This window comes from Pseudomonas sp. sp1636 (assembly GCF_030376615.1).
GTDB lineage: Bacteria > Pseudomonadota > Gammaproteobacteria > Pseudomonadales > Pseudomonadaceae > Aquipseudomonas.
This window is the reverse complement of sequence record NZ_JARRAB010000010.1, coordinates 101,252-113,399: the sequence shown is the minus strand read 5'-3', so window position 1 is coordinate 113,399 and position 12,148 is coordinate 101,252. Positions and strand designations below refer to the sequence as shown.

Sequence of the window (12,148 nt, the reverse complement as noted above, 5' to 3'; positions counted from 1 at the left end):
GGGCGCGGCCGTCGTTCAACCGTCGATGCGCTTGACCAGCCGCGCCTGCAGCGCCTCCAGTTCGGCCGGCTCGGCCTTCTGGCTGGCATGGTTGCCCAGGCCGAGGCCGGCAAAGCGCGGGACGATGTGCATATGGATGTGAAACACCGTCTGCCCGGCCGGGGCGCCGTTGAACTGCGCCACCTGCACGCCGTCCGGCTGCAACTCGTCGACCAGCACCCGAACCAAGCGCTGGGTCACCCGCATCAGCCTGGCCAGACTGTCCGGGTCGATCTCCAAGATGTTGCGCGCCGCCGCGCGTTTGGGAATCACCAGGGTATGGCCGAGGGACTGCGGGAACAGGTCGAGGAAGGCCAACACATCGTCGTCCTCGTACAGTTTGTAGCAGGGCGCCTCGCCGCGAATGATCTGGGCGAAGATGTTTTGCGGGTCGTAGTCACCATGCAGGCTCATCGGGGTTCTCCAATTAGGCGGGGGCAAAGCGCGCACCATACCGCTTTGTGCCCGTCCGGCAAACGCCCGGCAAGCCATGGCCGGGTCGAGCGCGACGTCCGCGCCTCCTGGCGCTACTTACAACACCATAGCCGCGACCCAACCGAACAGCAGCAGCGGCAGGTTGTAGTGCAGAAAGGTCGGCACCACGCTGTCCCAGATATGGTTGTGCTGGCCGTCGACATTCAGCCCCGAGGTCGGGCCGAGAGTCGAATCCGAGGCCGGCGAGCCGGCATCACCCAAGGCCCCGGCAGTGCCGACGATGCTGACGATGGCCAGCGGACTGAAACCCAGCTGGACGCCCAGCGGCACGAAGATCGCGGCGATGATCGGCACGGTGGAGAACGACGAACCGATACCCATGGTCACCAACAGGCCAACCAGCAGCATCAGCAGCGCGCCTATGGCCTTGTCCTGACCGACCAGCTCGGCCGCGCCGTCGACCAGGCTTTTCACCTCGCCGGTGGCCTTCATCACTTCGGCGAAACCGGCCGCGGCGATCATGATGAAGCCGATCATCGCCATCATCTTCATGCCTTCGGTGAACAGGCCGTCGGCCTCTTTCCAGCGCACCACACCGGATACCGAGAAAATCACGAAGCCGACCAAGGCGCCGACTATCATCGAATCCAGCCACAACTGCACGACGAAGGCCGCGCCAATCGCCACCGCGGCCACCAGCAGGCTCAGCGGGTTGTAGGCCGCGTCGATACGCTCGGCCTGCTCGATCTTCGCCAGGTCGTAGACACGTTTGCCGCGGTAGCTGAACAATACCGCCACCAACAGGCCGCACAGCATGCCCAGCGCCGGAATCGCCATGGCCTCGGTGATGCTGACCGCGCTCACGTCCACCCCGGCCTTGGCCACGTTGGCCAGCAGGATCTCATTGAGGAAGATGCCGCCAAAACCGACCGGCAAGAACATATAAGGCGTGATCAGGCCAAAGGTCAGCACGCAGGCGATCAGCCGGCGATCCAGCTGCAGCTTGCTCAACACATAGAGCAACGGCGGCACCAGCAGCGGAATGAAGGCGATGTGGATTGGCAAGACGTTCTGCGAGGCAATCGCCACCGTCAGCAGCAATGCGATCAAGACCCACTTGAGCAGCCCGCCGCCCTGGGCATCCTGTCTGCCGACCAAGGCCAGGGCCTTGTCGGCCAGCGCGTGAGCCAAGCCGGATTTGGCAATCGCCACGGCAAAAGCGCCAAGCAAGGCATAGGACAACGCCACGGTGGCGCCGCCGCCAAGCCCCTGATTGAACGCCGCCAACGAACCTTCGAGGCCCAAACCACCGAGCACACCGCCGGCCAATGCGCCGACGATCAGTGCGACCACCACATGCACACGGCACAGGCTGAGGATCAGCATGATGCCGACCGCTGCGATTACTGCATTCATTGAACTGCCCCTAATGAAGCTTTGCCGAAAAAACCGGAGGGAGGTTGCGTGAACATGGGCGATGCCTGGCCGCATCCCCGCTCAGCAGTGCACAGCAGTAAACCGGCAACTGTCGCTGTGTCCTGAAAAAAGCCGCGTACTCTGCCGTAAGCGCCCCGAGCTGTCAAAACACCCCCGTGTGAAATATTGATCAAGCCGTGCATAATCCCGCCCCGGAACTGTGCTGCCAGGCCACCCTCAGGCCTCTCGTCGCGCCATCGGTTCGATCAAGAAAATCGTACCCGCGCCGATAGCCACGCTAGAACAACCCAGTAAGGAGCACTTCATGCCGTTCAGCCGTCTTTCGATCCAGTGGAAAATCACCCTGCTTGCCGGTCTGTGCCTGCTGGCGATCGTGACGTTGCTGGTCGGCGCCTCTCTCCTGCAATCCACGCGCAGCGCCGAGCTGGTGCGCAGTTCCAGCAGCAGCATGCTGGCAGACAGCGCCAAGCTGCGCCTGCAGGCTCGCGGCGAGCTGCAGGCGATCCGCATCCAGCGCTATTTCATGGACGCCTACCAGTACGGCAAAGGCTTTTCCCGACAAATCCTGTTCCTTCGCGACCAGGCCGAAAAACGCTTTCTCGATGCCTTCGACCTGCGCGAAGACCTGACCCGGCAAGTGCGTAGCAGCCTGGAGGCCAACCCGACCCTACTCGGCCTGTACCTGGTGTTCGAACCCAATGGGCTGGACGGCAAGGACGAACTGTTCACCGACCTACCCGAACTGGGCAGCAACGACCAGGGGCGTTTCTCGCTGTACTGGGCGCAGCCCAAACCGGGCGAACTGACCTCGGAGTCGATGAACGAGGAGATGCTTGGCGACACCAAAACCGGCCCCAGCGGTGATCCTTACAATGCCTGGTACACCTGCCCACGCGACAGCGGCAAGACCTGTGTACTGGAACCCTACTTCGACGAAGTTGGCGGTCAACAGGTGCTGATGACCAGCATCGCTTTTCCACTTGAACTGGACGGCAAGGTGATTGGCGTAGTGGGGCTGGATATCAGCCTGGACAGCCTGCAACAGTTGAGCCTGCAGGCCAATCGCGGCCTCTATGACGGTGCCGGCCACGTTAGCATCTTCAGCCCGGCCGGGCTGTTGGCCGGACACAGCCGCGATGCCGGCCTGCTCGGCCAGACAGTCGACAAGGCTTACAGCGAGCACGCCAGCGAATTACTCCCGTTGATCCAGAACGGCACAGCCGCCGAACTGCAGCACGGCGAGATGCTGCGCGTGCTGCAACCGTTCAAGCCGATTCCCGAGGCCAAGCCCTGGAACGTATTGCTTGAAGTGCCCGAGCAGGAACTGCTCGCACCCGCTCTGCAACTCGAGCGGCAACTGGAAGAGCGGCGAACCGGCGACAGCGCAGTGGCCCTGACGATCGGTCTGCTGGCCATGCTGCTCGGCCTGCTGCTGATGTGGCTGACCGCCCGCGGAGTGACCAGGCCGATCCTTGACGTCGCCGCCATGCTCAAGGACATCGCCAGCGGCGAAGGCGACCTGACCCGCCGCCTCGACTACCCCAGACAGGACGAACTGGGCGAGCTGGCGGGCTGGTTCAACCGCTTCCTCGACAAGCTCCAGCCGATCATTGCCGACGTCAAGCGCAGCGTGCAGGATGCCCGCGGCACCGCCGACCAGTCCTCCGCCATCGCCAGTCAGACCAGCGCCAGCATGCAGCAGCAGTTTCGTGAGGTCGACCAGGTGGCCACCGCCTTCCAGGAAATGAGCGCCACCGCCCAGGATGTGGCGCACAACGCCGCGCAAGCCGCCGACGCGGCAAACAGCGCCGACCAAGCCAGCCGCGAAGGCCTCGGGGTGATCGGCAAGACCACCTCGACCATCGAGCTGCTGGCCAACGAAATGAACGTCGCCATGCAGGAAGTCGAAGGCCTGGCCAACAGCAGCGAACAGATCGGCTCGGTATTGGAAGTGATCCGCTCGATTGCCGAACAGACCAACCTGCTGGCACTCAACGCCGCCATCGAAGCGGCCCGCGCCGGTGAGGCCGGGCGCGGCTTTGCCGTAGTCGCCGATGAAGTACGCAACCTGGCCAAGCGCACCCAGGACTCGGTCGAGGAAATCCGTCAGGTGATCGAAACCCTGCAAAAGGGTACCCGCGAGGTGGTCAGTACCATGCACAGCAGCCACCGCCAGGCCCAGGGCAGTGTCGAGCAGGTCGAGCTGGCCGTTGCCGTTCTGCAGCGGATCAGCCAAGCGGTGAGCGTCATCACCGACATGAACCTGCAAATCGCCAGCGCTGCCGAGGAACAAAGCTCGGTGGCCGAGGAGATCAACCGTAACGTCGCCTCCATCCGCGATGTCACCGAATCGATCTCCGGGCAGGCCCATGAGTCGGCGAATATCAGCCAGAACCTGAACCAGTTGGCCAACCACCAGCAGAGCCTGATGGATCAATTCCGGGTCTGAGCGGCAGGAACCTTATGCCTTGGCATTCGATTTTTCGCGGTCGGCAGCCCCCTGCACATCGCCTTGGCTGCCGGCTTCGGTCGTAACGGCAACCGCGCGGAATCGGTCGCAGGCGCCTAAGGCAATGCGAACAAACCACCGACGAGCCGAGCGACGCGATCGATCCGGGGCTGGCGCCACTGCCGCGGAAACCCGTGCGCGAAAGCCTCGATACGAGTAATCCGGTGTTTGCCAACGGTATGTGCCAGGGGCTTATCCCAGTGTTGCTGGGATAAGCCCCCTACTTCAGACAACACATGTGCGCTATTAATGAGGGCTACCGTAGAGCGCCCTATCCCTCAGTATGGGGGATCTGAAACGGCTTTCCGAAGCGCCGACTTGTTGCTCCTGTTGCTCGAACGCGGAACCAGCCGCAGTGGGCTGTTCCTCGAGCATCTGAGCAAAACGTTGGCCGGAACTCTGGCTGGGGCTATTGCTCAGCAGAACCTCCTGCTGCAGGCGATAGTCCATCAGTCGCTCACTGCCGCCTTCTGCCAGCAAAAGTCCTGTTGCTTCGCTCGCCTGTACCGCAGTCACCGCTCCTGTTATCAAGACGGCGAGTGCCGTCGTATGCAGTATCGATTTCATGATGCGATCCTCTAAATGAAGCGTTCCCCCACCCTATGAGAGCACTGGCGAGGTGCGCTGTTACAGGCAGCCCGTCGGATACAGCCGCCGGCCGACCAACGTACCTTGCCCTCGGCTAGGTTGGGGTTTTATGGTGAATTCGCCTGTCAACATCATCCGGCAGGTAACGATGTGTCACCGACATCTGTCGCCGCCAAAGGAGCCCCATTTGACCGGTCTGTACCGCCTTCTATTTATCTTGCTCGGTCGCCGGCGACATATCCTGGCAGGCCTCCTGCTCGGTGGCGGCCTGATTATGGGAGGGGCCAAAGCCGCACCTCACTCGCCGCGCGAGCATCGGGATGAACAGGTGGCGCAGCGGCTGCAGGATTGGCAGTCATTGATCGCCCAGTCGATGCCACTAAGCGAGGTGGAGAAACTGCAGGCGGTCAACGGCTTTTTCAATCGGCGTACCCGGTTTGCCGAAGACCGGGATCTGCGGGGACAAATCGACTACTGGGCCTCGCCGCTGGAAACCCTTGAGCTAGGTGCCGGCGACTGTGAAGATTTCGCCCTCGCCAAGTACTTCACCCTGCGCCTGCTCGGGATCCCCGAGCAAAGCCTGCGCCTTATCTACGCGACGCTGGCCTCGACCAAACAGGCCCATATGGTGCTGGGTTTCTGGCCTGATAGCGGCGTGGAGCCCGTACTGCTGGACAATCTAACCGCAGAAATTCTACCCATTAGCCAGCGCCTCGATCTGCAGATGCAGTTCGCCTTCGGTTCCACGCACTTGTACAGGTTTGAGCAGAGCAACCTACAGGTAGCCGGCAACATCGAACTGCTGCCGCATTGGCAAGTGTTGATGACCAAGATGAAACACGAAGATTTCATTTCGCTGAGCGCCGACAAGATCAGCCTTTAGCACGGGCGCAGCGGCTGGCCGTAGCGCTCAGTGAGGCGAATCCGCTACGCCTTGCGCACTGCCGATGGTGGTAACTGAATGCGCACGCACAAACCGCCTAGTTCACTGTCCGTCAGTTCCAGGCGCCCGCCCCAGGCATCGACGATGTCGCGCACTATGCCCAGGCCCAAACCGTGTCCGGCCATCTGCTCATCCAGGCGCGTGCCACGGCTCAGCACTTCCTCACGCCGCCCGGCTTCGATGCCGGGGCCATCGTCGTCGACCTTGAGCAGGTAGCCTGCAACCGTGCACTCGATACTCAAGCGCGCCTGGCTTTTCGCCCATTTGCAGGCGTTATCCAACAGATTGCCGAGCAGTTCGAGCATATCTTCCCGATCCCAGGGTAAACGCAAACCTGGCGCGGCCTGCCAATCCAGGCGCAGGTTGCGCCGGTGGATCATCGCCAGGGTGGCGAACAGCCCCGGCAACTCCTCGGCGCAAGTGAAATGCGCGCCGGGTAAGGCCTCCCCGGCCAAGCGCGCCCGTCCCAGCTCACGCGCCAGGCGTTGTTCGATCTGCCGCAGGTTATCGAGCAGGCTGGCCTGCAACTCGGGACAGCCTTTCAGCTCGTCCCGTCCGGCCAGGCTGAGCAGCACCGCCAGTGGCGTTTTCAAGGCGTGGCCGAGGTTGCCCAGGCCAGTGCGCGAGCGTCTCAGGGTGTCTTCGGTGTACGCCAGCAGGTGATTGATCTGCGCCACCAGAGGCTCCAACTCGCGGGGCACGCGGCTGTCCAGCGCGCTGCGCTGCCCCCGTTGCAGCTGGGCGATCTGCTGGCGCACCTGTTCCAGCGGGCGCAATGCGCGGCTGACGGTCAGGCGTTGCAGCAACAGCATCAACAGCAAGGCGGCCACGCCCACCCCCAGGCCCAGCTGTTGCACCCGGCGAAAGCTCTGCAGCACCGGCGTATAGTCCTGGGCCACATGGACGGATAGCCGCTGGCCGAAACGCTGATAGTCGCCACGATAACTGAGCAGTAACTGCCCCTGCGGACCGTCGCTCAACTGATCTTGCAGTCCCGGCTCCGGCGCCGGTTGCAACTCGCTGTCCCACAGCGAACGCGAGCGCCAATTCTTGTCGGCAAAATCGATACGAAAGTAATGCCCGGAGTATGGCCGCTGGAAAGCGGCGCTGAGGCGTTGTTCATTCAACTGCAGACCTTGCGGCCCGCGCACCATGGCCACCAGCAGCGACTCGGCTTCGTCGCGCAGGTCGGCTTGCAGGTAGCGGCGCAGACCAAGATCGAACAGCCATAGACTGGTCTGCATCAGGAGTAGGCCAATCACCAGCAATATGCCGATCAAGCCCAGACTCAAGCGCCGCTGAATCGATCTCAAACAGCGCCCCCGCTGAACCGATAGCCCTGGCCACGCCGGGTTTCGATCATTTCCCGGCCGATTTTCCGGCGCAAGTGATTGACGTGAACCTCAATGACATTCGAGTCGCGCTCTGTCTCACCGTCATAGAGATGCTCGGCCAGGTGGCTTTTCGAGAGGATCTGCCCGGCGTGTAGCATGAAATAGCGCAGCAGGCGAAACTCAGCGGAGGTCAGCTCCACCTCTTCACCCTCACCCTTGCGTCTGACGCACTGCCGCCCTTCATCCAACAACCATCCGGCCGCCTGTAATTGCGGCTGATTGGCCAGGCCGTGCGCGCGGCGCAGTAACACCTGAATGCGCAGTTGCAGTTCTTCCGGGTGAAAGGGTTTGCTCAGGTAATCGTCGGCGCCGGCCTTAAGGCCCTCGATGCGTTCGGCCCAGGAGCCGCGTGCGGTGAGGATCAACACCGGGACGCTCAGGCCGCCCGCTCGCCACTCCGTCAACACTTGCAAACCAGGTTTGCCCGGCAAACCCAGGTCGAGAATGATCAGATCGTAAGGCTCGCTGGCGCCCTGATACAGCGCATCGCGGCCATCCGCCAGCCAATCCACCGCATAGCCCTGGCGTGCCAGGTCGGCGAGTAGCTCGTCAGCCAGAGGCACATGGTCTTCCACTAGCAACAGGCGCATTCAGTCGTCCACCTCATCCTTCAGGATGCGCCCGTCGCGGGCGTCCAGCTCCAGTTCGCGCACCACGCCTCGCGAGGTCAGCAACTCGAGCTCATAGACCAGGATGTCGTCCTCCTCCTCCAGCTCGGCTTCGAGCAAGGTGGCTCCTGGATAACGCTGCAAGGCCGTACGCATCAGTTGCTCAAGCGGCAAAATCAGCCCCTCGCGGCGCAAGCGCAAGGCTTCATCCTGATCCAGATCACGGGCACCGGCAGTACCGTTCAGCGCAAGCAGAAGCATGCCGCACAGGGCCTGATCGCGCAGAACCTTGCGCATCAGTCGTCCTGCTGATTCTTGAGAATCTGGCCATTGCTGGCGTCCAGCTCTATGTCCCATCGCACGCCTTGCGCGTCGCGCACCTCGACCTGATAAATGTAGCGGCCGTATTCCTCTTCCAACTCGGTTTCCTCGATTTTGCCGCCTGGCTGCAAGGCCAGGGCAGCGGCATTGAGCGTCTCGAACGATTGGATAGTACCCGCATCACGCAGTTTCAGGGCTTCATCCGGGCCGAGGTCACGCGCTTGAGCGATACCGGCGGCGGCCAGAGCAGCAATTGCGAACAGGGCGATCAATGCTTTCATGGTGAGTCTCCGTGAGGGTTGTTTCGACGGAGTTAAGGTTACTGCGCTGGACTTAACTCAAGCTGAATTTGCTCAAGCCCGCTTGAGCAGCATGCCATCGAGCAAGTGTGCCAGATCAAGTCGCTGGGGCGGTGTGGCTGAAGCTCTATCATCGCGTTCTTGCGTGTTGGAGGCGAGCATGGGGCGATTCGGATCCTGATGATCAAGGCCGCGGCACGGGACTTGGCGTGCAGGTCGCGGTCATCGCTCATTAAGAGCACGCATAAAACAAGACACCCCAGGCCATGACAGTCGCAGAGTTACTGTCAGGATCCGGGGCGTCTTTATCCAGCAGCGCTAGGGGGTAGCGCGATTAACGGCAAGAATGCCGACAGGTATAACAGTTAATATTACCAGGCGGCCAGGGCCGAATTCCTCAGGGCATAAGCGTTAGCCGGGATCCCCTCGCTTTCTTCACGGTTTTTTGCCCACTGGGTCAGCAGTGCCATCATCATGAACCCGCCGACGATCAATACTGGGTACGCCGCCAGAATTTCAATCAGCGAATACTTCCAGGACAGAGGACGGCCGACGCCGAGCATCGCGGCATAGAACCAGGACACGCCAGAGAGTGCACCGGCAAAGAGCGCGAACATGCGCATGTTGAACTCTAATTTGAGCAGCGATCCGGCCTTCTGCAGCGCAGGAAGCACCAGGCTGTGCAGCAGCATGCCATTGAACGTCAGCAACATGACGATGGTGATTTTAGCCTGCAACTTCGGATTGAGCAGGTAGGACAAGCCCTTATCGCCAATATCGACCCAGATAATTGCCAGACCCGTTATCCAGAGTACCGTCAGTGCAGCAGAAACCGTCTTTTGCAAATGCTCCATATGCTGGTTGTCTTGCAGATGACTGTGCTTGCCTTTCAGCAATTCTTTGACCATTGCGACATCGCTGGTTAATACCATGCCAATTGCAACGCAACAGGCGATCAGGTGCGCATAAACAATCCCTAAACGCATAAACTCCATGGCCGTTTTTTGTTCAAAAAACGAAGTGAGAATAGTAAAGTCCATGGGTGCCTCTTTTTTATATTCAGGTGAATCAGACTATCTGCGTCATATGATTCATTTAGTTTTACATTTGCAGTGAAGAAATACTCCAGTGCAGCTTTCGGTTTCAGGTGTGAAACATCAAATGCATAAACAGCCTGGCGAATGAACTTTTCATCATTCGATTTCCTCTTTCAAAAGTAAACGCTTTCCCGCACATGATTCTTTCATGTGAGAAAAACTCCTGGACTGGTGAAAACGCGGGTGAATCCCTCGCTCTCGTCTGGCTAGTTTAAGAGCGGGGAAGCCCGAATACGTTCATTTTTCGCTCAGCGAAGCCGACAAACGGCGTCGTGGCTCCACTTCCGGGCTATGGCGGCCAATCGCCACAAATAGCTAAAAGTACCGTAATTGAGCGTTTTCTCGATGGCGGAGAAGAATTTAAACCTTTCCCCCCGGCGCAGGTGTGTAAACCGGCCCAAGGGGGCATAACAATTTTTTCGACAGAGTGCACATTATTTGCCTGTGCGTGTGACTTATTGGTCAACTTCAATCATCAACACTATGACTGGCCAGCGAGCGACCCGCGTCGCAGGCCCTATGATTTTGGGATCACCTCGGAGAACACGACCCCATGAACGCCCCGCTGCGTTTTAACGAAGCACTGCTGATCGCCGATCGCGCCTTTCAACCTTTCCAGTGCGTCGCCTGGGCACCGCAAGACGGTAGCGGCGAACTCAGCCTGACGGTCATCGACCGCACCAGCACCCGTCTACTCGGCCGTACTCAGCTATCGAGCAGCATCTACAGCGACCCGGTGCAGCTGGCTAGCGTGCTAAACAAGTCTCGCGCCGAATTGAGCCAGCAGGGTTACGACCTGGCTCCCTGGAGCATGCCGGAGTAATCCTGACGGTGAATGGCACCGTGCACTCGCGTGCAATGCCAGGGTAGCGGTGCCCTCCTCCTGATCTGCTCTGATTTGGAGCCGGTAAAAGTGGCAATATCTGTGGGCTTATTGTCCTTGTTGCCACCTGTTCGCTGAGCGCAAACTGCATCCATCGCTCAGCGAGAATGGCCCATGGATGTGCTGACAACCATTGCCTGACGCGTACTTATCCAAGCCGGAGTCAAGCATGCTGCAACTGCGCCCCAACTGTGAATGCTGTGACCGTGACCTACCCGCCGACTCGGTTGATGCCTTGATCTGTTCGTTCGAGTGCACCTTCTGCCGTGACTGTGCGACTAGGCGCCTGCAAGGCACTTGCCCTAACTGTGGTGGCGAACTGCTGCCCAGGCCGCGGCGTCCGGCAGACAAGCTGGAGCGCTATCCCGAGTCCCGCGAACGCACTCCCGTCCCTAACGGTTGCCCGCGAACAGCCGAGCCCTGAAGGAAAGTTCAATGCTTGATCTGCTGCGCAAAATGCGCGGCGGGGCTATCGCTATGCCAGCTCGCCCACCGCCGTGACAGGTGTCCATCGCTTGGCTAGGTGGGTCTCGAACTGATGGACGCAATGCCGTGCGCAACGGACGCAGCCCCAAGTATTGGCAATAGGCTAACCGTTGGGCATGCAGTGCCGGCTAGCTTCTGCAGAGGAGTAGGCTCACCCGCCGTAGCAATTGACCTGGTTGCGGCCACCCTGCTTGGATGCATAAAGGGCCTGGTCAGCGTGCTCGATCAACTGCGGATAGTCCTGGACAGGATGGCTCAGGTCAGCCACCCCCAGACTGATGGTGAACGGGATAGTTTGGCCCTCATAGCTAACCAGCAGGGATTCGATGCGCAGGCGCAGGCGTTCGGCAAAGAGCATGGCACCGCTACTGTCGACATCCGGGAGCAGAACCACGAACTCCTCACCGCCATAACGCCCGGCAATATCGGTGTCGCGCACCTGCTCGCGCACCACCGCGGCGACGGCCTGAATCACCTTGTCTCCAGCCGGGTGGCCATAGGTGTCGTTAACTTTCTTGAAGTGATCGATATCGAACATCACCAGCGCGGCCATGCTCTGGTAACGCCGGTGCCGGGCATATTCGTGCTGCAGGCACTCTTCCCAGTAGCCACGGTTGTTCAGGCCGGTCAGGCGATCGGTACGCGAGAGTTGTTGCAGTTGCAGGTTCGTCGCCTGTAACTGCTGCTTGTTTATCGCCACACTGGTCACGTCGTAGATGATCAGGCAAATATGTTCGATGTTCGTATTGGTGGCTTGCAACGGCAGAATGGTGGTGTTCTGAAACATGTACTCTTCCTGCCCGGTGATCGGCTGGTAGTTCTTGAACTTCACCAGATAAGGCCGCTGCTCCCAGATAGTGAAAGCCGGCGTGCCCAGAGTCACCACCCCTTCGACCTTGTGCCGAAACCAGTTTTCTTCGATTTCGGGAAACAGGCTGAACAACGATTGCTTATGCACCTCGTGGGGCTGCAGGCCCGAGCGGTTCTCCATGAAGGTGTTCCAGACCTGTACGCGGTAGTCGCGATCAAGCACCACGACACCTACATCGATGCTCTGCACCACGGCCAGCAGCCAGTGGAACTCGTTGAACTCCAGATTCTCATTCATG

At 60.2% G+C, this 12,148-nt stretch carries 13 protein-coding genes and 1 pseudogene; 5 read left to right on the top strand and 9 right to left on the bottom strand.

What is annotated here, in order from left to right; translation table 11 throughout:
* Positions 1 to 15: 15 nt before the first annotated feature.
* A complete protein-coding gene (locus P8H27_RS11990; RefSeq protein ID WP_289637781.1) occupies positions 16 to 453 on the bottom strand; it encodes an HIT family protein in 438 nt (145 codons plus the stop codon).
* 117 nt (positions 454 to 570) lie between these two features.
* Positions 571 to 1,890, bottom strand: a complete 1,320-nt coding sequence (locus P8H27_RS11985) for a Na+/H+ antiporter family protein (protein ID WP_289637779.1) — start codon at positions 1,888 to 1,890, stop codon at positions 571 to 573.
* Positions 1,891 to 2,215: 325 nt separating this feature from the next.
* Between P8H27_RS11985 and P8H27_RS20665 the strand changes: the two are divergent.
* Both P8H27_RS20665 and P8H27_RS20660 read left to right on the top strand, forming a co-directional pair.
* Positions 2,216 to 3,502, top strand: a pseudogene (locus P8H27_RS20665) (HAMP domain-containing protein); the annotation flags it as partial.
* Between the two features lie 102 nt (positions 3,503 to 3,604).
* Positions 3,605 to 4,360, top strand: a complete 756-nt coding sequence (locus tag P8H27_RS20660; protein WP_374761346.1) for a methyl-accepting chemotaxis protein — start codon at positions 3,605 to 3,607, stop codon at positions 4,358 to 4,360.
* Between the two features lie 306 nt (positions 4,361 to 4,666).
* On the opposite strand, the gene P8H27_RS11975 is transcribed toward P8H27_RS20660, so the two are convergent.
* Entirely contained in the window at positions 4,667 to 4,987 is a 321-nt protein-coding gene (locus P8H27_RS11975; RefSeq protein ID WP_289637775.1) for a hypothetical protein, read from the bottom strand.
* A gap of 130 nt (positions 4,988 to 5,117) precedes the next feature.
* Here P8H27_RS11975 and P8H27_RS11970 point away from each other — a divergent pair, with 130 nt between their 5' ends.
* The gene (locus P8H27_RS11970; protein WP_289637773.1) at positions 5,118 to 5,891 is read left to right on the top strand and encodes a transglutaminase-like cysteine peptidase; all 774 of its coding nucleotides are present in this window, start codon (positions 5,118 to 5,120) and stop codon (positions 5,889 to 5,891) included.
* Positions 5,892 to 5,935: 44 nt separating this feature from the next.
* Here P8H27_RS11970 and P8H27_RS11965 read toward each other — a convergent pair whose 3' ends face one another.
* From P8H27_RS11965 to P8H27_RS11945, 5 genes are all read right to left on the bottom strand, one after another.
* Positions 5,936 to 7,264, bottom strand: coding sequence for a sensor histidine kinase (locus P8H27_RS11965; protein WP_289637772.1), 1,329 nt, complete (start codon positions 7,262 to 7,264; stop codon positions 5,936 to 5,938).
* Complete coding sequence (locus P8H27_RS11960; RefSeq protein WP_289637771.1) at positions 7,261 to 7,935, bottom strand: response regulator transcription factor; 675 nt, start codon at positions 7,933 to 7,935, stop codon at positions 7,261 to 7,263. Before P8H27_RS11960 ends, P8H27_RS11965 begins: the two co-directional genes overlap by 4 nt.
* Positions 7,936 to 8,214 (bottom strand): PepSY domain-containing protein, encoded by a 279-nt coding sequence (locus P8H27_RS11955; RefSeq protein WP_374761345.1) that lies wholly within the window; start codon positions 8,212 to 8,214, stop codon positions 7,936 to 7,938.
* A 35-nt stretch (positions 8,215 to 8,249) separates the two neighbouring features.
* Positions 8,250 to 8,555 (bottom strand): PepSY domain-containing protein, encoded by a 306-nt coding sequence (locus tag P8H27_RS11950; RefSeq protein WP_289637766.1) that lies wholly within the window; start codon positions 8,553 to 8,555, stop codon positions 8,250 to 8,252.
* Between the two features lie 389 nt (positions 8,556 to 8,944).
* Positions 8,945 to 9,613 carry a hypothetical protein gene (locus tag P8H27_RS11945; RefSeq protein ID WP_289637764.1) on the bottom strand — a complete coding sequence of 223 codons (669 nt, stop codon included), beginning with the start codon at positions 9,611 to 9,613 and terminating at the stop codon, positions 8,945 to 8,947.
* 610 nt (positions 9,614 to 10,223) lie between these two features.
* On the opposite strand from P8H27_RS11945, the gene P8H27_RS11940 reads away from it, so the two are divergent.
* Positions 10,224 to 10,493 carry a hypothetical protein gene (locus P8H27_RS11940; protein WP_289637763.1) on the top strand — a complete coding sequence of 90 codons (270 nt, stop codon included), beginning with the start codon at positions 10,224 to 10,226 and terminating at the stop codon, positions 10,491 to 10,493.
* Positions 10,494 to 10,722: 229 nt separating this feature from the next.
* Positions 10,723 to 10,977: a DUF1272 domain-containing protein gene (locus tag P8H27_RS11935; RefSeq protein WP_289637761.1), complete on the top strand. Its 255-nt coding sequence runs from the start codon at positions 10,723 to 10,725 to the stop codon at positions 10,975 to 10,977.
* A 213-nt stretch (positions 10,978 to 11,190) separates the two neighbouring features.
* On the opposite strand, the gene P8H27_RS11930 is transcribed toward P8H27_RS11935, so the two are convergent.
* Entirely contained in the window at positions 11,191 to 12,147 is a 957-nt protein-coding gene (locus P8H27_RS11930) for a sensor domain-containing diguanylate cyclase (protein ID WP_289637759.1), read from the bottom strand.
* Position 12,148: the final 1 nt, after the last annotated feature.

Bases quoted from the DNA above. Each gene is read 5' to 3' on its own strand.
- P8H27_RS11990 (WP_289637781.1), bottom strand. From the start codon at position 453: ATGAGCCTGCATGGTGACTACGACCCGCAAAACATCTTCGCCCAGATC.
- P8H27_RS11985 (WP_289637779.1), bottom strand. From the start codon at position 1,890: ATGAATGCAGTAATCGCAGCGGTCGGCATCATGCTGATCCTCAGCCTG.
- P8H27_RS20660 (WP_374761346.1), top strand. From the start codon at position 3,605: ATGCAGCAGCAGTTTCGTGAGGTCGACCAGGTGGCCACCGCCTTCCAG.
- P8H27_RS11975 (WP_289637775.1), bottom strand. From the start codon at position 4,987: ATGAAATCGATACTGCATACGACGGCACTCGCCGTCTTGATAACAGGA.
- P8H27_RS11970 (WP_289637773.1), top strand. From the start codon at position 5,118: ATGGTGAATTCGCCTGTCAACATCATCCGGCAGGTAACGATGTGTCAC.
- P8H27_RS11960 (WP_289637771.1), bottom strand. From the start codon at position 7,935: ATGCGCCTGTTGCTAGTGGAAGACCATGTGCCTCTGGCTGACGAGCTA.
- P8H27_RS11955 (WP_374761345.1), bottom strand. From the start codon at position 8,214: ATGCTTCTGCTTGCGCTGAACGGTACTGCCGGTGCCCGTGATCTGGAT.
- P8H27_RS11950 (WP_289637766.1), bottom strand. From the start codon at position 8,555: ATGAAAGCATTGATCGCCCTGTTCGCAATTGCTGCTCTGGCCGCCGCC.
- P8H27_RS11945 (WP_289637764.1), bottom strand. From the start codon at position 9,613: ATGGACTTTACTATTCTCACTTCGTTTTTTGAACAAAAAACGGCCATG.
- P8H27_RS11940 (WP_289637763.1), top strand. From the start codon at position 10,224: ATGAACGCCCCGCTGCGTTTTAACGAAGCACTGCTGATCGCCGATCGC.
- P8H27_RS11935 (WP_289637761.1), top strand. From the start codon at position 10,723: ATGCTGCAACTGCGCCCCAACTGTGAATGCTGTGACCGTGACCTACCC.
- P8H27_RS11930 (WP_289637759.1), bottom strand. From the start codon at position 12,147: ATGAATGAGAATCTGGAGTTCAACGAGTTCCACTGGCTGCTGGCCGTG.